Raw genomic sequence first — 25,270 nt, forward strand, 5'->3', positions numbered from 1 at the left:
ACATCCCTTTTAACTAACCTAAAAATTGCCACAAAAAAGTTCAGCGAACTGGACTTTACACCAACCTTTACACTGAACTGAACAAAGTGCTCAACAAACAAGATTTAACGGTTTAGGCACTAATGTCCATCAAAAAATAAGTAATTCAACCAGCCTTGCATCCTGAGTAATACCTTACGCATTACAGCCACATGGTGAAAGTGTTCAGTGTAAATAGCCACTTGGCCTGACACTCCAGCAGGGAACTCTTTACGAATAGCGTCGTCATCGATATCAATCAAAACAACCACTCGACCATTTTGAAACAGACGACTGGAGGACGCTAATACACCACCCATTTGGATTTCACCTTCAGCCATTGCAGGTAGCACTTTCGCCACTTTGCCTTTAAACACTTTCCCTGGCGCGGCATCGAGAATAATTTCGGCCTCGTCGCCCTCTTTCAGGCGCAGTAGAGAATTCTGCCAAAAGGCTCCGGCAAAATAACGTTGCTCATCAGGGATAAAACTCATCACGGGCCTTAACGGTAAAGGCACAGCCATAGCCCCTGGACGGAGCGCCATTTGGGTGACGATACCATCAGCGGGTGCCCGTACTATGGTCTGCTCTAAATCATAGAGTGCGCTCGCTAAATCTCCCTGCAAGCCAGCCACTTTAGTATTAACGCCATCAATATTAGACTCATAGGCAAGCCTCATCCGTAACTCTTCTGATCTAGCGGCAGTTAACTGCGCTTCAGAAGCAAGATACAGTTGGCGTTTATTATCCAATTCCAATGCGGTAAAGGGAGAATTAGCGCCTCCTTTTCGGTGACCGCTTTCATAGCGTTCATAGGCAGACTTATTACGGTCTTTATCAGCATTGACTCGCTCAACATTGGCTTTAGCCGATTCCAATGCGGCGGCGAGCTGTGGCACTTCTAACTCGGCAGCGACTAACGCGGCACGCTTACGCTTTACTACGGCCTCAAAGGGGGTGGGATCAATTCGGAAAAGTACATCTCCTTGTTTAACAGGAGTATTTGGCTGCACTTCAACACGAGTCACTAACCCTTTTACCGCAGGGGTAATAGGAATGGTGACAAAATATTCCCGAGCAAAACGTGAATAAGGATGGTTATAGTTCATTAGCAGTATTAAGGCACCAATGAGCACCACGCCCCCCAAAACGGCAGTAGGCACAGTCCATTTAGTCAGCGGGATTTTAAACACTTTAAAAATAACAATACAAATGGCGGCATAGGTCAGTATCAGCAATAGATCCATTTTAGACCTCGACTTTATTGGTAGTATTCGGCTCTTCAACAGCGGCGCTTGCTTGTTCTAATTGCTCAAGTCTCGCTTGTAACGCTATTACCGTCTGACGTAAAGTGCCCACATCCTCCTCTAACGCCTGTTCTCGTTTCATCACAGTACCAAATCCCCAGCCACGATCTTCTCGATATAAGGTGGCCCAGATCCATAAAAATGGCCAAATAGCATGTAACGTAAATAAACTCACCCACCCAGCAATATGCAGCGCATCTTGCTGTGGGTGATTACGCTTTTTGGCAATTTCGTATGGAATATCATGGATAGCAATCACACCATAAAAAATAACGACAACCACAAAAAATAAAATCCCTAACGCAAAGTAATCTAAAAACATTTGAATCCCCTCAATCATCATGATCACTAATCAAACAAACACAGTTGAATATCTCAAGGCTAAAATTAACAACTAAACAACATTATAGAACAACAAAAAACAATCACTTCCAGCCAAGTCAAATTGAATCGTGTTAACACCAAACCCAGTGATCTAAAGCACACTTGTTTATTTACATCATGCTCTAATGTGCCGTTCGCGTTAAACTCATGGCTAAATTGCGCGCCATGACGCAATCCCTACAACTGCGAATAAAGGAATCACACATGATAGGCACTCCCTACACTGAGGGCGCACGTCGCGCCATGTTGCTCGGCTGCGGTGAACTTGGCAAAGAAGTGGCCATTGAACTGCAACGCTTAGGCGTTGAAGTGATTGGCGTTGACCGTTACCCCAACGCCCCCGCCATGCAAGTTGCCCATCGCTCCCATGTGATCAATATGCTCGATGCTAAAGCCCTGCGTGCAGTTATCGAGTTAGAAAAACCGCACTTAGTCATCCCAGAAATTGAAGCCATCGCCACCCAAACCTTAGTGGACATGGAAGCCGAAGGGGTAAATATCATCCCCACAGCTCGGGCAACTAAGCTCACTATGGACAGAGAAGGGATTCGTCGCCTCGCCGCTGAAACCTTAGGTTTACCGACTTCTCCATATTTTTTCTGTGATACTGAAACCGAATTTAATCAAGCGATTAGCGAGATAGGCGCGCCCTGTGTGGTTAAGCCAGTGATGAGTTCATCGGGCAAAGGCCAGAGTGTTATTCGCGATATCGCCCTCAGCCATAAAGCATGGCAATACGCCCAAGAAGGTGGCCGCGCCGGCGGCGGTCGCGTAATAGTCGAAGGTTTTATTCCCTTCGACTATGAGATCACCCTGTTAACCATCAGCGCAGTCAACGGCATTCACTTTTGTGCGCCCATTGGCCACAGACAAGAAGATGGCGATTACCGTGAGTCATGGCAGCCACAAGCCATGTCAGATGAAGTGTTAGCAAAATCCCAAGCGATCGCGAGCAAAGTCGTCGAAGCCCTTGGCGGGTATGGATTATTTGGCGTAGAGCTGTTTGTTAAAGGCAATGAAGTGTATTTCTCCGAGGTCTCACCAAGACCACATGACACAGGGCTCGTGACACTTATCAGCCAAGATTTATCGGAATTTGCCCTGCATGTGAGAGCGATTCTGGGTCTGCCCATCCCCAATATCCATCAGCATGGCCCAAGCGCCTCGGCGGTGATTTTGGCCGAAGGCATCTCGAGCAATATCCGCTACCAAGGCATTGCCGCCGCATTAGAGGCCGTTAACACTCAGCTGAGATTATTCGCCAAACCCGATATCGATGGCCGCCGCCGCTTAGGTGTCGCGCTTGCCCGTGATATCGATATCGACAGCGCAATAAGCAAAGCACTCGATAGCGCCAGTAAAGTGAAGGTCATCTTTTAAACTGTTTTATCGGTTCTAAATTGGCTTCAAGCACAAGCGACAAATCAAAGGGAAATGCGCTTCAACGCCATTTCCCTTTTCCAATGCACACAGTACAGCATCAAGAACCTTTACCAATAAAAAGTGACCCACCCAAACCGACAGAGTAAACTAGCCCCCTTGTCTTGTGGCCTAAGATTGCACGCCAAGCAAAACAAACCTTGTGGTCTGAGCGTAATTTCGGGCGAGTTGTTCAGAGCTTTTTATTGCGAGCGCTTATTAAGACGATTGATTTCGAGCTGTGGCTTAATTCGAACGTGATCTAAGTAAACTCCAGCAGCAAAAATCCATTAGTAATAGAAACCAAAAGTAGTAGAAACCAATGCATCTTCAGCCTTCTTGCTTTACCTCTTTCACACAAGCCATTGATGCCTATGCCCTGCCGCAGCGTTTTACCTTTCCTTTCTATTACGAACCGCATCCGCTGTGCGTGCTTGCAGCCAACGAATTACAACAACACCTTGAGACTCAAAGTGATTGGCAACATAACTTTGGCCTCACGGGTGAGTTAACTGGCGCCATTGGCAAGATGTTCGGCGTATTACTGGTGCAAAATGCACAGGGTGAAGTGGGCTATTTGTCGGCATTTTCGGGCAAGTTAGCCGAGCAAAACCATTGGCCGCGCTTCGTTCCACCTGTGTTTGATATGCTGGCTAAGGACAATTTTTTCCACGCCGAAAATCTGCAAATCAACCAAATTAACGAGCAGCTGTTTGCAGTAGAAAATCATCCCGACATTCCGAGGCTATCAAACGAGCTAGAAACTGAGCAGGCTCAAGCGCAAGTCAAACTTGCCGCCCACAGACAAGTGATGATCGATGGTCGCCAATCTCGCAAGGCGCAGCGCAATCAACTCGCAGCCCAATTGGCTACCAATCCGACGGATGAGATCTTGCGTGAAAACGCAATAACTGAAGCCAAGCTCAGCCAAGAAAGCATCAGTGAAAAGAATCAGTTAAGAGATATTAAACGCTATTGGGATGAACGTATCCATACCATCAGCCAAGCGCTAAGCCAACTGACAGATGAGCGCGAGACGTTACGACAACAGCGCAAACGGCTCTCGGCCGCGCTGCAGCAAAAGTTATTTGAACAGTATCGTTTTTTGAATATTAAAGGCACAGAAAAGAGCCTTAACGGTATATTTAATGGCACGGTTGAGTTAACCCCGCCCGCAGGCTCGGGAGAATGTGCTGCGCCCAAGTTGTTACATTACGCCTTTAAACATGGCCTCAAACCCTTGGCGATTGCAGAGTTTTGGTGGGGTGCACCGCCAAAATCAGAAATTCGCCAGCATAAGCAGTTTTATCCCGCCTGCCTGCGAAAATGCCAACCCATCTTGGGGCATATGCTTGAAGGACTCGTAGTCGATGATAATCCGCTGCTGACCAACCCCGCCGAAGGCAAAACCTTAAGTATCCTCTATCAAGACGAGGCGATGGCGATTGTGAACAAACCCGCCGAGTTTTTATCCGTGCCCGGCAAAGAGATTGAAGACTCAGTGTATTCGCGTATCCGCCAAACCTTCCCCCATGCCACAGGGCCGCTTATCGTCCACAGGCTCGATATGTCGACCTCGGGATTAATGGTGATCGCGCTGACAAAAGATGCCCATAAACAGCTGCAAAAACAATTTATCCAGCGCACAGTGACTAAACGTTATGCGGCACTTTTGGCGGGAATTCCTGCGGTAATGGCGAATGAGCAAGCGACGGGTAACATCTCTTTACCCTTGCGTGGTGATTTAGACGATAGACCGAGACAACTCGTTTGCCATGAGTTTGGTAAAGCAGCCGAAACCCATTGGGAATTGAGCCAACTTGATGAAATGGCACGTACAGCCCGCGTATATCTGTACCCAAAAACTGGCCGAACCCACCAACTCAGAGTTCACTGCGCCCACTCAGAGGGGCTAAATACACCGATTGTCGGTGACGACCTGTACGGCACTCGCGCCAATCGCCTGCATCTGCATGCGGATTTATTGATGCTTCAGCATCCCGTTACCCGTGAACTGATGCGCTTTCAGGTCGATCCTGATTTTTGAGACCTGAGTTCTGATATTGATTAACAAGGCACCCAAGGAAGAACCAAGCTTAAGGGCATTATCAGAAGTTTGACCGCGATGTAAAAGCGAGCTTTTTCGGGCATAGTAATGCCTCACTCAAAACGGAATCGATAGCAGTAGTATGAGCATAGGCAATCTGGTTAAAAACATAAGCCGAAATCAATGGTTCTTATTCGCTTTGTTGAGCGCCGCCGTATTCATGAGCGCCTGTCAGCCCGCATCGGAACCGAGCAAACTCACGGCAAACCCAAATGCCAGTTACCCAACAAAAGCCGTTTCAGAATCCGCAGCTATTCGTGCTCCACTTTCGCAGGAAGTCTATATCTGGCAGCGCCAATGGCGCCCCGCTAATCAAACGGCATTAGTGCAAAGCCAAGAGGTATTCCAAGGATTACGTATTTTAGCGCTGCAAGCGCACCCAAAACCCAATGGTGCTGATATTTGGTTTGAAGTCGCAGTCAATCATGCTTGGCTTCAGGCCGATCCTAGACCTAAAGTCGCCGTGATCCGCTTAGATGGCCAGCTGAGCCATTTAAATGATGAAGCAGTGATCCATAAAATCAGCCAAGTACTTAACAGTTGGCAAGCAAAAGGCACACACATCACAGGTGTTGAAATCGACCACGACAGCGCTAGCAGCAAACTGCCCGCCTATCGGGATTTTCTTAAGAAGCTTAAAGCGCAGCTACCAGCAGAGCTCAAACTCAGCATTACCGCCCTGCCCGCTTGGCTCAATAGCACCGATTTCCCCGCATTGCTCACTTATATTGATGAACTCGTGCTGCAAATTCACAGCGTAAGCGATCCACGCCTCGGACTATTCGATGCGACTCAAGGTTGGCAGTGGGTGCAGCAACTCTCAAATATCAGCACTGTGCCTTACCTTATTGCGCTCCCCGCTTACGGCTCGGCGGTCATCAGCACAGCTTCAGGTTATAAAGTGGAGAGTGAAACACCGCTACGGGGTCAACTCAATGACTCCCATGCTGTTGAGGAACTGATGGCAGATCCGCAAGTGTTACAAGCTTTTGTGCACAAACTGCAAAGCCGCACTGATGCCAAGCTTAAAGGCATTATCTGGTTCAGGCTGCCGCTGGAAGGAGATAAAAGGGTTTGGCCACTTGATACCTTAATCGCTGTGGCGCAGCAAGGTGAGCTTACCGCCAAGATTGAATTAGTGCTCTCAAGCGATAACGATATTCAAACAACATTGGCCACTGAAAATAAAGCTAAAAGCCAACAAATCCTCAAGCCACAGCTCTTCCAATTGAGCTTAATTAATCGCGGTAATATTGCCGGTGAGATTCCCGCGAGTTTGTCCCTAGCGGGACAAGCTTGCAGCGGGTATGATGCGCAAAATGGCTATCGCGTGAAACAAAAAAATGGGCTGTTAATCTGGCAGTGGCGAGCTGAAAATATCGCCGCATTGGCGCCGACTGACACTGCTCCAAGCGCGACGAACATGCCAATGCCGCAAGCACACAAACAAACTCAAAAACACATGCTCAACCCTGGCGGCCAGAAAGTGATAGGCTGGGCACGTTGTGAGTCATTATATTTACAGGGAATTTATGCGCCATAAGCCAACATCATCGTCCACAATGGCAAAATCCAATCGGGCTTTTATGCTTAAAAAGACCACGCTTATCTGTTTAAGCCTATTTTCGCCAATGCTATTGGCCTGCGGCCCCGACTTCCCTTTGCAATTGACTCAAGACAGACAGAGTAATCTCAGTTATTTACCGCAAACCTCTTTCAGCCAGCAGCTAACCTCCCTCGCAAAACCTTTGCCTTGGCAGTATCAAGATGCGCCAGCTGCGCAGGAATATCTGTGGGATGAAGTGCATAGCCGTTATCTGTCACAAACTCGTGCTTTTGAAAACAGCGAATTAAGTGAAGCCCATTTGATCTTAGTGAACACACTAAGGGATGCGACAGGCCCAATCGAGGCCGAACAAATGGCCGCCAAGTTGGATAAGGATCTGCCCCAAGCGCTGACCTGGTACACCTTAGGCGCCGTGGCGTTTGAGGCAAAAGATTATGATAGAGCGAGTAACTATTTCAGCAAAATCATTAAATTACCAGAAAGCGAACGCGCATCTCGTAGCCTGTGGGCACTCTATTCGCTGTCGCGTATTGAGCTTATCTTAAGTAAAACCTCGGCGGAACCTGAGCACTTTAATCGTGCCAACGCTTACCTGACTCAATTGCAAACCGAAGTCGCCCAAGGCGCCGCTGATCCCCTGCGTTTGAGCTTAGCAAGCCTAGGTGAGCAGGCTTATATCCTGCTGCACCAAGGCCAGCCGAGCCCACAAGTTACCAATCAAGGTGCAGATGGTACTGAGCTACAAATGATGCTTAACCCTGATGCACTGAATAAGGCTATTGAGCTCTATGCCACCCAATCAGTACAGGGCGATAGCGGCGGTTATGATTCTTTATTGATGTTAAGCCGCACCTTGATGGGGAAAGACATTGCTGAGCTGAAACCGTTGCTGCAACAGACAAGCGTGCAGCAGTTATTGATTGCCTATTGGCAAAGCAGCACCAATGAATTTGCCTACGATGGCCAGCTTTCGGAAATGGGCTCAAAGGTAGCTGAAATCATCAAAGTGTTCCCAACCGATGGTTTACAGCTCAACCATGGCGATAAATTAGCGGCAATTTATTACCAGCTAGGGGATTATGCCAGTGCTGAGCGCCTATTGACGCTCGCGAAACCCAGCGGCCTCACTTGGTGGCTCAACGCAAAATTACTGCTACAAAAGGGCGATCAAGCAGAAGCGGCCAAGGCCTATGCTCAGGCAGCGCGTCACTTCCCCAAACAGTCGAATGAAACATTGGCCACAGTTGATGCCAAAGAGACTCAGCAGCAAGCCATTAATGCCGATGAAGATATAGCCACTTACTGCCGTATTCGCGCAGAGCAAGGGGTGTTATCACTAGAGCGCGGCGAATATGTCGATGCGCTCAATCACTTAGTCGCCAGCGGCGACGAATACAGGCAAGACATCGCCTATGTGGCGGAGCGCGTGCTCACCACGGCTGAACTTAAGTTATTTGTCGATGAGCATGTGCCGCTTATCGCCTTCAAATACCCTAAAGATAGCGACTGGTACGATAATATAGAGCCGATTAACAATCGCTTACGCTATTTACTGGGCCGCAGATTATTACGTGATGGCGCAATTGCCGAAGCGCCCGCTTATTTCCCTAATCCGAATCTTAATGCCAGCGCCCTCGCCTACGGTACTGAGCTGAACGCGGCGAAAAATGCAACAGGCATTGATAGCGCTAAGGCCTATTGGGCTGCAGCCGAACTTGCCCGCCATCAAGGTATGGAAATCTTAGGGTTTGAATTAGCCCCAGATTACGCTATCTACCAAGGGGTATTCGATCTAAGCGATTGGAATGAACCGAGCAAATTGGCCGAGAAAGAACAGCTGCGGTTAAGCGCCAGCCAAGCCGTTCCCGATAAACGCTTTCATTATCGCTACACGGCGGCGGAACTGGCCAACAAGGCATCGGATCATGTGCCCCACAACAGCCAAGCCTACGCCGCGCTACTCTGCCAAGCCACAGGTTGGGTATTGTATCGAGATCAAGAACTTGCCCTACGCTACTACAAAAAATACGTCGCCAACGGCCCCTTTGTGCCTTGGGCCGAAAACTTTGGTATGCAGTGTGAAGCCCCCGATTTTGACGGTGCAGTAAAACGAGCGCAAGCCAATGAAATTGCAGAATGGAACGCCCTGTACCACAAGCTGAAAAAGCCCGTTGTATTTGGCGTATTAGTCATCACTGGATTGATTGGTGTGTGGTGGATGCGTAGAAGAAAGACTAAAAATAACTAACCATTCAGGTCTTTCTCTCTTAACGTCGATATGATGAAAAGAGAGAAAGACGCATACCGCTTTACTTGTTCACGCAGTTAATCACTTCCCCCTGCAAATAACCGTGCACATTCGCCACGGCAATATTGAGTAGACTTTGTCTCGCTTCCTTAGTCGCCCACGCGTTGTGGGGACTAATGCTGATATTCGGCGCATGCAACAAGGGATTATCCGCACTGGGCGGCTCGGTCGATAACACATCGACACCGGCAAATAAGCGGTTTTGCAAAAGCGCTGCTGCAAGCGCGGCCTCATCAATTAATCCACCGCGCGCCGTATTAATCAGCAGCGCATTAGGCTTCATCAAGGCGAGTGCTTGCTGATTGATAAATTGCTCAGTCTCAGGGGTAAGCGGGCAATGCAGCGAAATAATATCTGATTCGCTCAGCACAGTATCACGCGGTACCCAAGTGGCACCTTGGGGCAAGTCTTTGATAACAGAGCGGGTATTGACGAGCACTTTCATCCCGAATGCAAGGGCGAGCGTCCCAACCTGCTGGCCGATATCACCATAACCTATTAAACCTAAAGTCTTGCCTTTTAAGGATTGCAGCGGCATTAAGGTGAAACAAAAATCTTGGCAGTTCACCCACTGACCATCGACCACAGCTTGATGATGGGCTGCCACGGCTTGGGTGTGATGCAGTATATGGGCAAACACCATCTGCGCTACGGCATCGGGCGCATAGGCGGGCACATTTGTCACCACTATGCCTTGCGCTTTAGCTGCCGCGATATCGACAACATTAGTGCCCGTTGCCAGTACACCTATATATTTAAGTGCTGGAAGTTGCGCCAGAGTCTTAGCATTAAGCGGCGTTTTATTGGTGAGAATGATCTCAGCACCTTGAGCACGTACGACAACTTCGGCGCCCGCAGTGCGGGAGAAACACGTAAACTCGCCTAGTTCAGTCAAGGATTGCCAACTGAGATCGCCAGGATTTAAAGTTTCGCCATCGAGTACTACTATCTTCATGTCGCTAAATCTCCTTTTAAAACGATGTGTTAGTGCTAAAAGCTGACTTTGAGCCCAAGGTTAGCCTGCGCCTGCCACATCACATCCGACGTAATGTGCCATAGGCATTCATCTTCATTGCAAAACAACGAACTGTCGCTGTTGATAAACGTCGCGTAACCGCGGATATCTGCAAACAAACCAAAGTGTTGAGTGACTTGATACTCTACCCCACCGCCAATCCCCATAGAGAAACGCGTTTCACTCGACCAAGCGTCAGGCAGCATGCGGGTGATCCCTGCACTTGCGGTGACGTAGGGTCGAATATCGCCACGGGGAAAATATAAAGTGCCGCCTAAGTGGATGTAATCTAAGTCTAATGAGGTAAGGCGATCGGGCGTAAACAAACCACCACTTTTGAGTTCAGAGGCTTGGTGGCTGTATAAAAGATAAATATTACCGGGATCATTCGTGCCAATACCCAGCATCAGGCCGTAATGACTCGACTCCTCGACCTTCACATTTTTCTTGTCGCCCGTTTGATCTGCGTTGATGTCAATTTGATTAACATCAAATTGACCGCCACCCAGACTATAACCGCCAAAAGGTGCGACAAACACCTCGGCCTGCGCGGACATAGTCACAGGGAGCAAACTCGCCAACAGCAACAGGCTATGCGTGTTTTTCATAATGAATTCCTTATCTTTTATAAAATCCAAAGCAATCAAGACTAACGCATACCGCGCTCAGACTTGACTCTGTCATAGGCCGCTTGAATATCCTGTGCCTTACGATTTGCCAGCTCCATCATTTCCGGCGGCAATCCCTTAGCGACTAACTTATCGGGATGATGTTCGTTCATCAACTTACGGTAAGCTCGCTTAACTTCTTGGTCGCTGGCTTCGTTAGTAATCCCCAGCAAACTGTAAGCATCGGTAATCGATGTTTTGTTGCCACCTGAGGTCTGATGAAAGCGAAACTCCGCCTGCCAGCGCTTCAGTAATTCATCTAACTGTGCTCGACCATAACCTAACTCTTGGGCAATCGTCATCAAGATAGCGTGTTCAGCGGGATCCAGTTCACCGTCGGACAATGCCGTTTGGATCTGAATTTCGATGAACATCTGCACTAACTCTTTGCGGCCCATGGTAATCACACGGAAAGCTTGTAGGCTGCTACGCAGATCAAAATCCGCCGATTTCCCTTCGCGAAACGCCTGCTGCGCTTCTTTACGGGCTTCACCGGTTAAGCGCATTTGATCCATTAACAAGGTCGCGATGCGAATATCGGTTTCAGTCACCTGTCCCGACGCTTTCGCCACATGCCCCATCACCGCAAAGGTAGTGTTAAAGAAGATCGCTTGGCGATTCTTAGCCTGCCCTAGAACCTCGCGAAACCCCACGCCAGAAGCCGCGCGCTTATCGTAGAGGTGTCCGAGCCACAAGCCGAGCAAAGCACCAAAGATGCGGCCGAACATAAAGCCAATGATAAACCCAAAAAACTTACCCCAAAAACGCATCTTATATCCTGATTTCTATAATGTATTTGATGTGCCAGCACTATCCTATGGATAAGCAAGCACAGATATTTAGGTATTGCTTTGTAATCTCAGTTCGAGCCCTTGCAGGCGTGCAATCGTGCCAACATCGCACCAAAGCCCGTGAAACAGCGCGCCGCTGACTCGGCCTTGGGCCATTTGCTTTCTAAGCAACGGACCGAGTGCAAACGCCCCCTGCGGCGTCTGATTAAACAACGAAGACCGATAAATACCTATGCCAGAGAAAGTGAACTTAGTCTCACCAAGCTCCTGCACTCGATTACTACTCAAGGCAAAATCGCCATTTGGATGCTGCTCAGGATTAGGCACTAGCCACAAATGAGCGAGCGTATCGGCAGCAAGCTGCGTGATTGGCGGTAAGGTATCAATAAACACATCACCATTAATAACCAAAAAGGGCTCATCACTTTCACCCTTTTCACTCTCACACAACAAAGGCAAAGCCCGTTTAATGCCGCCGCCGGTTTCGAGCGCACTCTCTTCGGCGCTATAGCGAATTTGCACCCCAAAAGCACTACCATCGCCCAGCGCCTCAACTAATTTATGCCCTAGCCAAGCATGGTTGATGACGATATCGACTATGCCTAACGCGGCAAGTTTTTCAATATGGTAAACAATCAACGGTTTACCTAATACTGGCACCATAGGTTTAGGCAAATTGTCCGTTAACGGCCTTAACCTCTCACCTCGTCCGGCGGCCAAGATCATGGCTTTCATTGCTTCACCTCAGATAAAGAGTGGCTAGCTGTAAACGCAGGCAACACGCGAAGAGTCAACCAGCGTGCAAATGGCACGAGTTCGGGATACTGCATGGCAATGTCGACAATATACGTTAATGTCAGTGGAATATCCGCCATATACGCAGGTTTACTGTCACGATAATTTAACCGTGCAAAAATCCCCACCGCCTTGATGTGACGCTGCAAGCCCATGAGATCAAACCAAGTTTGGTATTGTTCCAAAGTAGTCAGTGCGGGAATGAAGCCTAGCGCGAGTGCTTGCTGATAATGGTATTGCATCAAGTCTGCGACTAACGGCTGCGGCCAGCGAATATAACAATCACGCAATAGCGATACCGCGTCGTAGGTCACAGGGCCGACGACAGCATCCTGAAAATCAATTACGCACAATTTACCTGCTTGCAGCATAAGATTGCGGCTATGGAAATCTCTGTGCATCCCCACGCTAGGTTGCGAAAGGGCATTATCAACGAGCAGATCGAAGCTATCGCTTAGCATTTGCAGCTCTGACTCGTCCAATGACAAATTAAGATGAGTGCCGAGTAGCCACTCAGTAAAGATGTGCAATTCACGGCGAACAAAGGCTTCGTCGTACAGCGGTAAGGGCTCAACTAGGCCACTATCAAAATGCTGACTTGCAACCACAGAGGCCACTTGCGGCAGTAAATCGAGTGCCTGACGATAATAGTCAGCCACGTTTTGCACGTTAAGCACAGATAACAGCTGAGTATCACCTAAGTCACTCATCAGCATAAAACCTTGGGCGGCGTCGGCATGGATCACTTTTGGAACTGTCAGTCCCGCGGCGGCATAGGCATTAGATAAGGCGATAAAGGGTGCGATGGGCACCAATTGTGGCGGTGAATCGGCGGCGATAAAGGTGGCATCGGGCGTCGTGATCCGAAAGTAACGTCTAAAACTTGCGTCACCGGAAATCAATATCGGTGTCACCTCATCGGAAAAATATGCATTCAGCCACTGATTTAGGGAAAGAAATCTCGGATCGGATAAAGTCATTTCATGGCTCTTAAAGAAAAATTGCTTTATTATAGCTGGCATATAATTTGGAAACAGCTAAGAAATTGAGAGATTTATTAAGCGGTGTTGCGTTTGTAAATTGCAACTTTCCCCATCCATACTTGTCCAGAATAAGAAATCATAATTACTGACCTAAAGATGCAGATCCGATACCTTCTGGCCCTGAGCCTGTTACCGCAATTAGTCCTGGCAGACGACTCTCCAACCGCTTCGGCATCTCAATGCTTAATCGAACCGCCAGTACCCCGTATCGTATCTCAAACCCAAGGGATGAGTGCGGCCGAACTCAACAAAATTCGTATAGTCTCTGATAACTCTGATGCAGAAATGGGCAAACAAGCCATTTTCCGCGGGGATGTGGTTTTTAGCCAAGGCGATAGACACATAGCAGCCGATGAGGCGATTCTAGATCAAGCGACCGAACAGTTTGATGCTAATGGTAATTTAGTCTTCCAAGACAGTAACTTCACTGTTACCGCCGAGTCATTACAAGCTCAAATGCGCTCCAATCGTGCCACCCTTAAAGGGGCACAATATTGGCTGCATGGACAACAGGTCCATGGCGATGCCGAGAAACTGCAAATTACCATCAATAACAATTTAATTTTAACCAATACTAACTTTACCACTTGTCCACCCGACAATGTGTCTTGGCTGCTCGAAGCCGAAAAAATTAAGATCAACAGTGAAGAAGAATGGGGCGAAATTTGGAATGCCAAATTAAGAGTCGGCGGTGTGCCTGTATTCTACATTCCCTACATGACAGTGCCGGTTTCTGATAAACGTAAGTCGGGTTTCCTCTACCCCAGCTTTAGCACCAGTACTACCAATGGCGTCGAATTTTCAGCGCCCTATTACTGGAACATTGCCCCTGAATATGATTTAACCTTTACACCTAACTATATGTCTAACCGTGGATTATTCACTAAGACTGAGTTTGGTTATCTAGCCGGTGATGCCCAGAAAGGCCGAGTCAATTTTGAATACCTTGGCAACGATCAATTGATCAGTGGCAGTCCTAATCGCTACCTGTATAACTGGCAACATCAAGGGGCTATTGACAAAAATTGGCGTGTTTTAGCTAATTTTACTGATGTGTCAGACAACAACTATTTCAATGACTTAAAGTCAGATGTGAACCGTGCTACTGACAACCAATTGTCGCGCATAGGTGAAATCAGCTACTTCGAAAGTAACTGGGATATCAGCACTCGAGTCCAAGACATTAAAGTACTCGGTGAAGATGAAAAACCGTATCAGGTGATGCCTCAGGTCAACTTTAACTATCGTGCCGCCGATTTCTGGAACAATTTAGATTTTGGTTTTAATTCGGAGCTAACTAATTTTGCCCATCAAGACAACAATGTAAATACGGCGACGCGTTTACATATGGCCCCGAGCGTGACTCTGCCGATTCACGGACCTTCGGGCTCACTCACCAGCCAAGTGAAGTTAATGCAGACCAATTATTGGCAACAGAATAACGATCCTAATGAAGATCTGGACGACACAGTAAGCCGAACCATTCCACAGGTACGGATTAATGGTCAGATTAATTTCGAACGTTTTACTGAGCTTTTCGATGAAAACTATCGCCAAACACTCGAACCGCAATTCCAATATCTTTATGTCGGCTACGAAGACCAACGTGGTATAGGTATTTATGATACGGCCCAATTGCAGGATGACTATTTTGGTCTATTCCGTGATCGCCGCTTCTCGGGGCTGGATCGGATCTCCGATGCGAATCAAATTACGCTTGGTTTAACAACTCGCTTGTTCGACGATCACAACCAAGAAGCGACTAAATTTAGCCTAGGGCAAATTTTTTACTTGCAAGACAGTAAAGTCGGTTATGAAGACAATATTTTTGAATCAAATCAATCTACATCAGTACTAGCCGCCGAGTTAGATACACGTTTAACGAATAATTGGTACATGGGTGCGGCAATTCAGTACGACACCAACACCAGCGAAAATAAAAAAACGGAAGTCACTTTAGACTTCAGACCCGAAGCGAACAAATTACTGCAATTTAGTTATCGTTATGTTCCTGATTTATTGAACTCCAATACCAATGATACTGTGAACATCTCCCAAGCGGGCGTTCGTGGTGCTTGGCCTATCAGTGACGATCTCTATTTCGTGGGTAATTGGTATTATGACTTAAACGAAAGCCGCGGCATTGAAACCTACACAGGTATTCAATACGAATCATGCTGTTATGCGGTGCGATTTAGTTATCACTACCGCATTAAAACCAATTATGACGACAACATAGGCTCTGCTGCTATCGACTCCCGTGAGCAATTTGAAAGCGGCTTCTACCTGAACTTAGTCATTAAAGGACTCGGTGGTTCTGGCCCATTAGGCGTATCAGATATGCTCAATGACGGCCTGTTTAACTACAGAAAACCGCTTTATCTGAGGAATTAGCAAAGAATTGTGATAGATTGCTGAACCTCAACAAGGACTGAGAGTCCAAACAGGTTAATGAGTGCCTTACCGTTTGCCTTTTGCTAACGCTAATAAAAGCGGACCTAAAGGGTTAACCATGCACTCAAATGCATCGCCAAAAAATTACATTAGGGCAACTCGCTGTAATTTCGATATAAATGGTAAAGTTATTTCAATTAAGCCGTCGAACCTGACCTTAGAACGTGCCAAGGATTTTGTGGATGAAACCCAGTAAACATCTGATTTTTGCTTTATTTGCACTCGCTATCAGCCAACCTACATTGGCCGCACCTCAGCCACTCGACCGCGTTGCGGTCCAAATTAACGACGGCATAGTGCTCGAAAGTGAAATCGCTAACATGATTGACACTGTTAAAGCCAATGCTAAAACGGCAAACCAATCGTTACCTTCCGACAGTGCCCTGCGCACTCAGGTGATCGAACGTTTGATCTTGACCCGTTTACAGCTACAAATGGCAGATCGTATCGGCCTGCATATTGGTGACTTACAATTAGACCAAGCGATTGAAAACATCGCGCGCGAACAAAAAATGTCTGTGGCCCAGATGCAACAGAAAATTGAAAGCGAAGGGTTAAGCTTCAGCCAATACCGCGAGCAGTTGCGCGAAGAAATCACCCTAGGTGAAATTCAACGTATTCAAGTACAACGCCGTATCCAAGTGTCACCACAGGAAATTACCAGCCTAGTCAAACTCATCCAAGAACAAGGGATGAAAGATGTGGAATATCAAATTGGCCACATCCTGATTGACGTGCCAAGTAATCCAACCAGTGAACAACTGGAATCCTCGAGTAAACGTGCCAATATCGTTTTGGAGCGTTTGAAGAGTGGTGAAGATTTCCGCCGTACTGCTATCGCGTCTTCTTCGGGTCCTAAAGCACTCGAAGGTGGTATTTGGGACTACATGAACATCAACGAAATGCCAACCCTGTTTGCCGAAGTGATCAACGGCGCGAAAACAGGCGACATTATCGGTCCAATTAAGAGTGGTGCAGGTTTCCATATCATCAAGATCATGGATGCTCGTGGCCTACAAACCAAAGAAATCGAAGAAGTCAGAGCGCGCCACATTTTGCTTAAGCCATCGCCAATTCTGTCGGAAGACCGTGCTAAAGCTATGCTTGAGCAATTCCTGAAACAAATTCGCTCAGGTGAAGCTAAGTTTGAAGACCTAGCGCGTCAATATTCTGAAGATCCTGGTTCAGCCACTAAAGGCGGCGAATTAGGTTGGGCAGAACCAAGCATTTACGTGCCTGAGTTTGCTCAAACTCTTAATAGCTTAAAAACCGACCAGATTAGTGAGCCGTTCCGTACCACCCACGGTTGGCATATCACTCAGTTAGAAGAACGCAGAAAAACCGATGCCACAGATCAATTCAACAGCAACCGTGCGCACCAGTTGATCTTCCGTCGCAAATTTAACGAAGAACTGCAAAACTGGCTAGACGAAATGCGTTCAGACGCATACATTGAAATCTTCCAGCCAGAGACCAATCGAGGTTAATGTTAATTGAGCACTAAACGTATTGCCGTTACCCCTGGTGAACCCGCAGGTATTGGCCCCGATTTAGTCGTACAACTCGCTCAGCAGGCTTGGCCTGCTGAGTTAGTCGTTTGTGCGGATCCAGAATTATTAACCAGCCGTGCTAAACGACTCGGTTTGCAAGTGACTTTCCGCCCTTACCAGCCAAATCAAGCGCCTAAACCGCAAGAAGCGGGCACATTAACCATTGCCCCTTTCAAGCTAGTGACCGAATCGATTTGCGGTCAGCTCGATGAGCAAAACAGCACTTATGTAGTTGAAACCTTGCGTTATGCGGGCGAGAAAAACATGAGCGGCGAGTTTGATGCTGTCGTGACAGGTCCGGTACACAAAGGCATTATCAATCAAGCGGGTATTTCCTTTAGTGGCCATACTGAGTTTTTTGCCCATCAAGCAAATTGCCCAGATGTGGTGATGATGCTGGCAACGCCGGGATTACAAGTGGCACTCGTGACCACACATATTCCACTGGCCTATGTTGCAAAAGCGATAACGCGTCAACGCCTACAACATATTATCAAGATTTTACATGCCGATCTCATCAGCAAATTTGGCATAGTTTCACCGAAAATTTATGTTTGTGGCCTCAATCCACACGCAGGTGAAGACGGCCATTTAGGACGTGAAGAAATCGACGTGATTATTCCTGCACTCAACGAGTTGCGAGAAGAGTTCCAGATGAGTATTGTCGGCCCATTACCGGCCGATACCCTGTTCCAACCTAAATATTTACAGGACGCCGATGTCGTCTTGGCCATGTACCATGACCAAGGACTTCCCGTTCTCAAGTCACAAGGATTTGGCAAATCGGTAAACATCACCTTAGGTTTACCCTATATTCGTACCTCGGTTGACCATGGTACGGCGCTCACACTCGCGGGTACAGGCAAAGCCGATATTGGCAGCTTTGTGTGTGCTCTGAATAAAGCCATTGAGTTATCCTCAAAGAACTAAACGATTACATTATTAATGAGCAACAAAGTACATTTAGGCCACACGGCCAGAAAGCGTTTCGGACAAAACTTCCTTACCGACGGCAATGTGATTGACCGCATTGTGGGCGCAATTGCCCCCGATAATCACCATGTGATGGTCGAGATCGGCCCAGGCCTTGGTGCCTTAACCGAACCCGTAGCCGAAGCTGTAGATAACCTGACCGTCGTCGAACTTGACCGCGATCTAGTTGAACGCTTACATCATCACCCAGTCCTTAAAGATAAACTGACCATTCACCAAGGTGATGCACTGCAGTTTGATTTTGGTCAACTGAGTGTGCCTGGCAAAAAGATGAAAGTGTTTGGTAACTTACCTTACAACATTTCAACGCCGCTGATGTTCCACCTGTTCGAATTTGCCGAACAGATTGAAACCATGCACTTTATGCTGCAAAAAGAAGTGGTACTGCGTTTATCGGCAAGCCCAGGTTGTAAAGCCTATGGCCGTTTAACGGTAATGGCGCAATACTTCTGCCAAGTGGTTCCGGTTCTTGAAGTGCCGCCCCACAGCTTTACGCCCGCGCCTAAGGTCGACTCAGCAGTCGTACGCTTATTGCCATACGCTGTAAAGCCGTTCCCTTGCAAAGATGTGACCGTACTACGTCACCTTTGTACTACGGCGTTCAACATGCGTCGTAAGACTCTGCGTAATAACTTAAAGCACATGTTATCTGACGATGAGTTCGAGCAATTAGGGATTGACTCAAGTCAACGCCCAGAGCAGATTAGCGTGCAACAGTATGTTGCTATGGCTAACATGGTTTGCGATAAGAAAGCATAAATATGTCTGGGCACTTAGGTGCCCTTTAACCAGAGCCTAGGAACAAGAATGAGCGCATTGGACACCTCCATTCGGGTTGAAGTTAAAACTGAATATATAGAGCAGCAGTCCTCGCCCGAGGATGAAAAATACCTCTTCAGCTATACCATCACTATCATCAATTTAGGTGAGCAGGCGGCTAAACTCGAAACCCGTCACTGGATAATCACAGATGCCAATGGCAATACCAGTGAAGTCCAAGGCGCCGGAGTTGTCGGTGAAACACCAACCATAGCGCCAAATACCGCCTATCAATACACCAGTGGCACAGTGCTCGATACACCCCTTGGCATAATGCATGGTACTTATGGTATGGTCAGCGAATCGGGTGAGCATTTCCAAGCGACGATCCGTCCCTTCCGTTTAGCGACCCCAGGCTTACTACATTAATATCATTAGAAAAGGGGCACTGTGGCGCATTATTTTGTTGGTGATATTCAAGGCTGTTTCGCTGAATTACAAAAATTACTCGCTAAGGTCGATTTTAATCCCTCCCGTGATGAACTCTGGGCTGTAGGTGATCTTGTTGCTCGCGGACCAGACTCCTTAGCTACACTACGTTTTTTTCGTTCTTTAGGTGATTCCGCTAAAACGGTTTTAGGCAATCACGATCTCCACTTAATTGCGTTACACGGCAAGCTCAAACGCGCTAAGCCCAGCGATAATTTAACTGAAATTCTTGAATCACCCGATATTTCAGCCTCAATTGACTGGCTGAGACAGCAACCCCTAATGCGTGAATTACCCGAACACCAGCTCATCATGAGTCATGCGGGTGTGCCACCGCAGTGGTCGCTTAAGATATTAAGAGAAGAAACCGCACTCGTCAGCCGTGCACTCAAACAAGATGATTATCTTGAGGCACTGATAGCACAAATGTATTCGGATAGCGCCGAACAATGGGACCCAAGTGCAATTGGCATAGAACGCTTACGTTACTGCATCAATGCATTAACACGCATGCGCTACCTCTATGTCGATGGCCGACTCGATTTTGATTGTAAACAACCTCCTGAAAACTGTACTAATCCACAACTCAAACCTTGGTTTGAGTTTGCTTCGCCTCTACGACAGAGCCACACCTTAGTTTTTGGCCATTGGGCAGCACTGATGGGCAAGGTTGGCGATACTAAATTAAAGGCTTTAGATACAGGTTGTTGTTGGGGTGAACACTTAACCCTATGGCATCTTGAAAAAGACCAAAAAATTACCCAAAAAAAGTTAAAAAAGAGTTAAACTAAAATAGCTGAAAGTCGATAACAAACTGAGCCGCCTAACCCTGAAATCGCCCTGTTTTCATTTGGAAAAATATAATAAAAATCGGAGTATCCTATGAAATTTAACGTAGCCACCAGAGTGATTGGCGGATTTGGTATTGTCACGCTTTTGCTCGTGGTGCTAGGATTTACATCCTACCTCACCAACAACAGCCTAAAAGCCAGCTCGGCGATGATGCAAGAATTAAGCTTACCTGCGCTTAAGTCGACCAATCACCTCAGTGAAACCTTGAGTGAGCAACAAAGACAAATCCTGATTGCCTATCACACGCCTAAATCGGCCAATATTCCCAGTATTCGCAAAGTGTTCGATGATCATGGAACTCAGTTCAAAAACGAAATAGCCAACATCACCCAATTAGTCAAAAGCCAGCCAGAGCTCACCTCATTAATCAGCCAATTAAGCGGTAGTTTCTCAAGCTTTGAACGAGACAGCCTTGCTATGATCGCCGAACGTGAAGCTTCATTAAGCAAGCAAGAACAGTTAGTTAATCTAAAGAAAAAACTCGAAAATGCCGCCGATGATGCCTCATCTGAACTGCTCGATATTGTTGATTTAGAAAGCAGTCAAAATCCCGATGAGCAGAGTCTGGCCGCGTCAGCCAGCGCGATTGATACTAGCCTCGGGAATATCATCACCACTATCGCAGATTTAGTCACCAATGAAGAAGACAGTAAGCATGAACTGATCTCTAAAGAACTTGACTACATTATCAGCGAAACCAAGAACAAACTTGAATATGTGAATCGTCACGGTCAAGGTATCGTCGATGCGGATACCTTAAGTTCAGTCACTAAAGATATTGAAAAAGTTTTAGCGCTCGTTACCGGCCCGCAATCTATGTTGCAGCTGAAATCGAGCCAGCTTTCCCATGCTAAAGAAGCTGTGCTCAAACTCGGTATTATCGAAAAAGACGTGAAAGTCATTAACACGAACATGGATGATGTGAGTAATAACATCGAACTTGTTGCCGCTAACATGAGTAACGACACCATAGCTAAGATTGACTCTGCTAGCATACAAACAATGATTGTGGTGTTAGTTGCCATTGTTGTCGCTGTCATTGTGAGTTTTGCTGTAGTGAACCCGCTCAAACGCTCACTCAGCCAAGTGAACAATGCCCTTAACGTCTTAGCCTCAGGCAACCTTACCCATAAGCTGGATGACTCTGGACACGATGAATTTGCGGAGCTAGCGAAAAACTGCAACCGTCTCGTCGATAGCTTACGCAGTTTGATTATCGGTATCTTGGATAGGTCGAACCAACTGGCCGCGGCAGCTGAACAAACGTCAGCAATCACAGCGCAAACCACCTCAGGTATTCAAGAACAAAAAAGCCAAGTGGACCAAGTGGCCACTGCAACCACAGAACTGAGCTCTAGCGCGCAGCAGGTGTCGTTAAGTGCCGATCAAGCCCTTGAGCAAATCAAACAAGCCGACCAAGAAACTCAGCATATGCGCGCCATTGCCGAAGAGAACAAACTGACTATTTTGGCTTTAGCCGATGAAGTGGCAAAGGCAGGCGTTGTGATCAATAAAGTGCAGTCTGATAGCGCCTCAATTGGCTCAATTTTGGATGTGATCCGTGGCATTGCAGAGCAGACTAACCTACTCGCCCTTAACGCCGCCATTGAAGCTGCTAGAGCCGGTGAACAAGGTCGTGGTTTTGCGGTAGTTGCCGATGAAGTCCGTAGCTTAGCCTCACGTACTCAAGTATCGACCCGAGAGATCCAACAGATGATCGAAGTGTTGCAACAAGGTGCAGAGCAAGCCGTTGCCGCCATGGATATGGGACGTGCTCAGGCAAATGCCTGTGTTGAAAAAACTGAGCAAGCCAACATTGCCCTCGAAACCATTAGCCAGTCTGTGCATAAGGCCTATGACTCAGGCACTCATATCGCCCATGCTGCTCAAGAGCAGAATTTAGTGAGTCAGCAAGTGTCTGAGAAACTGGAGCATATTGCTGCCATTTCAGAAGAAACCGCTATCGGCGCAGATCAAACGGCTCAGTCTAGCCATCAAGTCGCTAAATTAGCCGAAGAGCTTCAAGCCTCAGTCGGCGAATTTAGAGTCTAAATGTTAATTGCTAAAATCTTCTAAACCAAGGGTCGCTTAGCGGCCCTTTCTTTTGAGTCTAATTCACTTCCCCGATCTTACCGAACACTCAGCTTGACCGCCTTTACACAAATTAAGGCCATAAAAAATGCCGAACTTAAGTTCGGCATTTGTTCTGATTCAAGGCAAGATGTTTAATGCAAAGCGCTTAATGCTAGGCTCTTAACGCTAATGGCTTAAACCCATTGCTTAATACTCGTCGCCTAATATAACTAAGCTGCAAATAGAGCTAAAGTGCCGCTAGTTCGGTGCAACGAGTCCAGCTCAGCGATTACTCTTCTTCGCCGCCCGCAGCAGCGCCAAGACGCTCTTTCACTGCAGCAGTGATAGGGCTATCACCATGACCGTTTGCTTCAGCCCAAGCTTGGATAGTCATACCATCCGCTTCAGCGACACTCAGTTCCGTCACCGACAAACGTTTAGCCACAAACTCACCGGCATCGTTAGCACTCGCGCCGTAAGCGGTACGCAATAGACTTGCACCATCGCAACTGATGCCACTGTAAATCTGACGTAGCTTAACGCGGCTTTCTTTTAATTTTTTACGTAGGCGGTTTTTATCGTTAGCTTTGACGTAATCGCAAATACTCGCGACAAGTGGATCAACGCCCGCAACAGCAGGGGTTGGTACAGTGATATAGCTAAATCCAATTAACGCAGCCAAGGCTACAGGCATAAGACGCATCCGATACTCCTTAATACTTTCTTATAGTTTTATTATCAATTTTGTATGGGCTGCATCTCGTCTCTCAAGGGTATTGACCTCTTGGCTTTAGCTCTCGTTCGAAATCTAGGATAACGAAATCGGCTATCTCTTCTTTCCGTGAAAACTAAATGTCCGATATGATGCAATACGTTAGATAAACTGACGCCCCATACACACAGGGTACACAACAGAGGCTGCAATTTAACATTTTTTTACCAAATTGATAAAGCGATATTCCAAACCATCCGCATTTATACTAGACAAAGATTCCGTTTCTTTCCAAGTTCCGTCATCCCAATGGGGGAAAAATGTATCGCCCTCAACCTCTAGCTTGATTTGCGTCAAATATAAGGTATCTGCGTAAGGTAATAACTCGGCATAAAGCTGTCCGCCACCAATCACCACTAACTCTTCACACTCGCCGGCGGCTTGTTTGGCTGCATCAAAAGAGGTCACACAAGTCACGCCCTCAATGACGAGATCCGTTTGACGTGAAATCACTATATTATGTCGACCAGGAAGGGGTCTACCAATGGACTCAAAGGTCTTACGCCCCATCACCACAGGCTTACCTAAAGTCATGGCTTTAAAGTGACGTAAATCTTCAGGAAGATGCCATGGCATTTTATTCTCTTTCCCTATGACTCGATTGTTTGCCATCGCGGCTATCATAGCAATGCGCATGCTCACTCCTGTTTTATTGAAATAGAATTATTGAATGACGGGGCGGGTTCTGAAATACAGCAAGCTCGGCATGGCTAGCCCCACAGCTAACGCCCCGAGAATAAAGACGGTTTTGAGGCCATTACTAATCACTTGTGCCGTCAGCTCAGGACTCACCTGCGACTGGGCAGTCAATTGCACTAAGGCAATGACAGTATTAAAAGCATAAGTACCTGGGATCATAGGAATAATGGCGGCGACAGCATACATTAAAGGGGGGGCTAAGTGGCGTTTTCCAAACCCTATGGTAATAATCCCGACGATAGCAGCCGCGGCAAAGGTGGCCCACTCAATTGGTAAACCAAACTGTAGCATTAAGGTGCGCGAGCTATGACCAATGGCTCCCGCTATAGCGCAATAGGCAAGAAATCGTTTAGGAACATTAAACACCATAGCAAATCCTACGGCGGGGATTGCTGAGAAAAAAGCATCGTGCAGCAGCGTTATCAGTAATTCCATCATAGGAAAATCCCGCCGATCTGCATCGCGATCGTAATCCCTATGACCGAAGAAACGGTCAATAAGGTCGCATGGCCCCAACGGGAAATGCCGACATTCATATGCCCTTTCACCATATCCGATATCGCATTGATCATCGGAAAACCAGGCACTAGCATTAGCACACTCGCTGCCATTGCTGCCTTAGGGGTTTCACTCAATTCAAACACATAGCCCGTTTGAGCCAACATGCTGGTGACAAAAGCGGTGACGGCAAAGTTAATCAATAAATTAAAATGCCGTTTAGCAATCGCTAAACGTACTGACATACCCACTGCTGCGGCAAAAAAGGTAATCACACACGAGATAAGATCACCATTAAACAGGTGACAAAAACTAGCACAAGACACGCCAATCATGAAGACAACTAAGCTTGGAGGATAGCTTTTAGGCTCAATCCGCGCCAAACGTTTACGCACTTCATTGGGGCCATACAGCCCTTTTTCAGCTAATAAACAGATGCGTTGCAATTCACAAACTATGGTCATATTAATGCCATGCTCACGAATGCGACGAGTCGTAGTGATGCATCGACCATGAACCAAACTGGTTAATACGAGGGAATTGGAGGAAATGGAGAGTTCTACGCTGGCAAGGCCTAAAGCCTGACCTAGACGCTGGCTGATTTCTTCAACTAAATCAGATTCTGCGCCGTAGGCCAGTAGCAATTGTGCAGCACGCACAACTTGCCGAGTAATATCATTTTGAGTATCTGCGTACACTGAACTCTCAA

Annotated in this window: 22 protein-coding genes; 11 read left to right on the top strand and 11 right to left on the bottom strand. The window is 47.2% G+C overall.

Annotated elements, in window-relative coordinates:
- Positions 1–119 precede the first annotated feature (119 nt).
- Complete coding sequence (locus Q4Q54_RS17000; protein ID WP_311898946.1) at positions 120–1,265, bottom strand: HlyD family secretion protein; 1,146 nt, start codon at positions 1,263–1,265, stop codon at positions 120–122.
- 1 nt (position 1,266) lies between these two features.
- Positions 1,267–1,647, bottom strand: coding sequence for a DUF3302 domain-containing protein (locus tag Q4Q54_RS17005; RefSeq protein ID WP_106651780.1), 381 nt, complete (start codon positions 1,645–1,647; stop codon positions 1,267–1,269).
- Positions 1,648–1,913: 266 nt separating this feature from the next.
- On the opposite strand from Q4Q54_RS17005, the gene purT reads away from it, so the two are divergent.
- The 4 genes from purT (at position 1,914) to Q4Q54_RS17025 (ending at position 9,050) form a co-directional block, all read left to right on the top strand.
- Positions 1,914–3,089, top strand: a complete 1,176-nt coding sequence (gene purT, locus Q4Q54_RS17010; RefSeq protein ID WP_311989057.1) for a formate-dependent phosphoribosylglycinamide formyltransferase — start codon at positions 1,914–1,916, stop codon at positions 3,087–3,089.
- Between the two features lie 361 nt (positions 3,090–3,450).
- Complete coding sequence (locus tag Q4Q54_RS17015) at positions 3,451–5,175, top strand: pseudouridine synthase (protein ID WP_311989058.1); 1,725 nt, start codon at positions 3,451–3,453, stop codon at positions 5,173–5,175.
- A 142-nt stretch (positions 5,176–5,317) separates the two neighbouring features.
- Positions 5,318–6,778 carry a DUF3142 domain-containing protein gene (locus Q4Q54_RS17020; protein ID WP_311989059.1) on the top strand — a complete coding sequence of 487 codons (1,461 nt, stop codon included), beginning with the start codon at positions 5,318–5,320 and terminating at the stop codon, positions 6,776–6,778.
- Positions 6,768–9,050, top strand: a complete 2,283-nt coding sequence (locus Q4Q54_RS17025) for a hypothetical protein (RefSeq protein WP_311989060.1) — start codon at positions 6,768–6,770, stop codon at positions 9,048–9,050. Before Q4Q54_RS17020 ends, Q4Q54_RS17025 begins: the two co-directional genes overlap by 11 nt.
- A gap of 61 nt (positions 9,051–9,111) precedes the next feature.
- Here Q4Q54_RS17025 and Q4Q54_RS17030 read toward each other — a convergent pair whose 3' ends face one another.
- The 5 genes from Q4Q54_RS17030 to Q4Q54_RS17050 form a co-directional block, all read right to left on the bottom strand.
- The gene (locus Q4Q54_RS17030; protein WP_311989061.1) at positions 9,112–10,065 is read right to left on the bottom strand and encodes a D-2-hydroxyacid dehydrogenase; all 954 of its coding nucleotides are present in this window, start codon (positions 10,063–10,065) and stop codon (positions 9,112–9,114) included.
- 35 nt (positions 10,066–10,100) lie between these two features.
- Positions 10,101–10,733 carry a porin family protein gene (locus Q4Q54_RS17035; RefSeq protein ID WP_063883714.1) on the bottom strand — a complete coding sequence of 211 codons (633 nt, stop codon included), beginning with the start codon at positions 10,731–10,733 and terminating at the stop codon, positions 10,101–10,103.
- A gap of 41 nt (positions 10,734–10,774) precedes the next feature.
- A complete protein-coding gene (djlA, locus tag Q4Q54_RS17040; RefSeq protein WP_311889517.1) occupies positions 10,775–11,563 on the bottom strand; it encodes a co-chaperone DjlA in 789 nt (262 codons plus the stop codon).
- A gap of 69 nt (positions 11,564–11,632) precedes the next feature.
- Entirely contained in the window at positions 11,633–12,319 is a 687-nt protein-coding gene (gene murU / locus Q4Q54_RS17045; RefSeq protein ID WP_311889518.1) for an N-acetylmuramate alpha-1-phosphate uridylyltransferase MurU, read from the bottom strand.
- The gene (locus tag Q4Q54_RS17050; RefSeq protein WP_311889519.1) at positions 12,316–13,359 is read right to left on the bottom strand and encodes a phosphotransferase; all 1,044 of its coding nucleotides are present in this window, start codon (positions 13,357–13,359) and stop codon (positions 12,316–12,318) included. The genes murU and Q4Q54_RS17050 overlap by 4 nt, the downstream gene beginning before the upstream one ends.
- A gap of 159 nt (positions 13,360–13,518) precedes the next feature.
- Here Q4Q54_RS17050 and lptD point away from each other — a divergent pair, with 159 nt between their 5' ends.
- The 7 genes from lptD to Q4Q54_RS17085 all read left to right on the top strand — a co-directional run bounded on the left by lptD (position 13,519) and on the right by Q4Q54_RS17085 (position 22,571).
- Entirely contained in the window at positions 13,519–15,816 is a 2,298-nt protein-coding gene (gene lptD / locus Q4Q54_RS17055; protein WP_311989062.1) for an LPS assembly protein LptD, read from the top strand.
- 242 nt (positions 15,817–16,058) lie between these two features.
- The gene (gene surA / locus Q4Q54_RS17060) at positions 16,059–17,363 is read left to right on the top strand and encodes a peptidylprolyl isomerase SurA (RefSeq protein ID WP_106649686.1); all 1,305 of its coding nucleotides are present in this window, start codon (positions 16,059–16,061) and stop codon (positions 17,361–17,363) included.
- Positions 17,364–17,369: 6 nt separating this feature from the next.
- On the top strand, positions 17,370–18,356 hold the full coding sequence (gene pdxA / locus Q4Q54_RS17065; protein ID WP_311989063.1) for a 4-hydroxythreonine-4-phosphate dehydrogenase PdxA: 987 nt from the start codon (positions 17,370–17,372) through the stop codon (positions 18,354–18,356).
- Positions 18,357–18,371: 15 nt separating this feature from the next.
- Complete coding sequence (rsmA, locus tag Q4Q54_RS17070) at positions 18,372–19,178, top strand: 16S rRNA (adenine(1518)-N(6)/adenine(1519)-N(6))-dimethyltransferase RsmA (protein WP_006085825.1); 807 nt, start codon at positions 18,372–18,374, stop codon at positions 19,176–19,178.
- 48 nt (positions 19,179–19,226) lie between these two features.
- Positions 19,227–19,607: a Co2+/Mg2+ efflux protein ApaG gene (apaG, locus tag Q4Q54_RS17075; RefSeq protein ID WP_006080538.1), complete on the top strand. Its 381-nt coding sequence runs from the start codon at positions 19,227–19,229 to the stop codon at positions 19,605–19,607.
- A gap of 21 nt (positions 19,608–19,628) precedes the next feature.
- Complete coding sequence (locus Q4Q54_RS17080) at positions 19,629–20,453, top strand: symmetrical bis(5'-nucleosyl)-tetraphosphatase (protein WP_311989064.1); 825 nt, start codon at positions 19,629–19,631, stop codon at positions 20,451–20,453.
- Between the two features lie 96 nt (positions 20,454–20,549).
- A complete protein-coding gene (locus tag Q4Q54_RS17085) occupies positions 20,550–22,571 on the top strand; it encodes a methyl-accepting chemotaxis protein (RefSeq protein WP_311989065.1) in 2,022 nt (673 codons plus the stop codon).
- A gap of 310 nt (positions 22,572–22,881) precedes the next feature.
- Here Q4Q54_RS17085 and Q4Q54_RS17090 read toward each other — a convergent pair whose 3' ends face one another.
- From Q4Q54_RS17090 to Q4Q54_RS17105, 4 genes are all read right to left on the bottom strand, one after another.
- Positions 22,882–23,295: a DUF3718 domain-containing protein gene (locus Q4Q54_RS17090; RefSeq protein ID WP_006080534.1), complete on the bottom strand. Its 414-nt coding sequence runs from the start codon at positions 23,293–23,295 to the stop codon at positions 22,882–22,884.
- 222 nt (positions 23,296–23,517) lie between these two features.
- Entirely contained in the window at positions 23,518–24,000 is a 483-nt protein-coding gene (folA, locus tag Q4Q54_RS17095; RefSeq protein ID WP_006085830.1) for a type 3 dihydrofolate reductase, read from the bottom strand.
- Between the two features lie 27 nt (positions 24,001–24,027).
- Positions 24,028–24,501, bottom strand: a complete 474-nt coding sequence (locus Q4Q54_RS17100; protein ID WP_311898960.1) for a threonine/serine exporter family protein — start codon at positions 24,499–24,501, stop codon at positions 24,028–24,030.
- Positions 24,498–25,259, bottom strand: a complete 762-nt coding sequence (locus tag Q4Q54_RS17105) for a threonine/serine exporter family protein (protein WP_311989066.1) — start codon at positions 25,257–25,259, stop codon at positions 24,498–24,500. Before Q4Q54_RS17105 ends, Q4Q54_RS17100 begins: the two co-directional genes overlap by 4 nt.
- Positions 25,260–25,270 lie beyond the last annotated feature (11 nt).

The organism is Shewanella sp. SP2S2-4 (assembly GCF_031932025.1).
Taxonomy (GTDB): domain Bacteria; phylum Pseudomonadota; class Gammaproteobacteria; order Enterobacterales; family Shewanellaceae; genus Shewanella; species Shewanella baltica.

Coding starts and splice junctions, on each gene's coding strand:
- Q4Q54_RS17000 (WP_311898946.1), bottom strand. CDS start 1,265: ATGGATCTATTGCTGATACTGACCTATGCCGCCATTTGTATTGTTATT.
- Q4Q54_RS17005 (WP_106651780.1), bottom strand. CDS start 1,647: ATGTTTTTAGATTACTTTGCGTTAGGGATTTTATTTTTTGTGGTTGTC.
- purT (WP_311989057.1), top strand. CDS start 1,914: ATGATAGGCACTCCCTACACTGAGGGCGCACGTCGCGCCATGTTGCTC.
- Q4Q54_RS17015 (WP_311989058.1), top strand. CDS start 3,451: ATGCATCTTCAGCCTTCTTGCTTTACCTCTTTCACACAAGCCATTGAT.
- Q4Q54_RS17020 (WP_311989059.1), top strand. CDS start 5,318: ATGAGCATAGGCAATCTGGTTAAAAACATAAGCCGAAATCAATGGTTC.
- Q4Q54_RS17025 (WP_311989060.1), top strand. CDS start 6,768: ATGCGCCATAAGCCAACATCATCGTCCACAATGGCAAAATCCAATCGG.
- Q4Q54_RS17030 (WP_311989061.1), bottom strand. CDS start 10,065: ATGAAGATAGTAGTACTCGATGGCGAAACTTTAAATCCTGGCGATCTC.
- Q4Q54_RS17035 (WP_063883714.1), bottom strand. CDS start 10,733: ATGAAAAACACGCATAGCCTGTTGCTGTTGGCGAGTTTGCTCCCTGTG.
- djlA (WP_311889517.1), bottom strand. CDS start 11,563: ATGCGTTTTTGGGGTAAGTTTTTTGGGTTTATCATTGGCTTTATGTTC.
- murU (WP_311889518.1), bottom strand. CDS start 12,319: ATGAAAGCCATGATCTTGGCCGCCGGACGAGGTGAGAGGTTAAGGCCG.
- Q4Q54_RS17050 (WP_311889519.1), bottom strand. CDS start 13,359: ATGACTTTATCCGATCCGAGATTTCTTTCCCTAAATCAGTGGCTGAAT.
- lptD (WP_311989062.1), top strand. CDS start 13,519: ATGCAGATCCGATACCTTCTGGCCCTGAGCCTGTTACCGCAATTAGTC.
- surA (WP_106649686.1), top strand. CDS start 16,059: ATGAAACCCAGTAAACATCTGATTTTTGCTTTATTTGCACTCGCTATC.
- rsmA (WP_006085825.1), top strand. CDS start 18,372: ATGAGCAACAAAGTACATTTAGGCCACACGGCCAGAAAGCGTTTCGGA.
- apaG (WP_006080538.1), top strand. CDS start 19,227: ATGAGCGCATTGGACACCTCCATTCGGGTTGAAGTTAAAACTGAATAT.
- Q4Q54_RS17085 (WP_311989065.1), top strand. CDS start 20,550: ATGAAATTTAACGTAGCCACCAGAGTGATTGGCGGATTTGGTATTGTC.
- Q4Q54_RS17090 (WP_006080534.1), bottom strand. CDS start 23,295: ATGCGTCTTATGCCTGTAGCCTTGGCTGCGTTAATTGGATTTAGCTAT.
- folA (WP_006085830.1), bottom strand. CDS start 24,000: ATGCGCATTGCTATGATAGCCGCGATGGCAAACAATCGAGTCATAGGG.
- Q4Q54_RS17100 (WP_311898960.1), bottom strand. CDS start 24,501: ATGATGGAATTACTGATAACGCTGCTGCACGATGCTTTTTTCTCAGCA.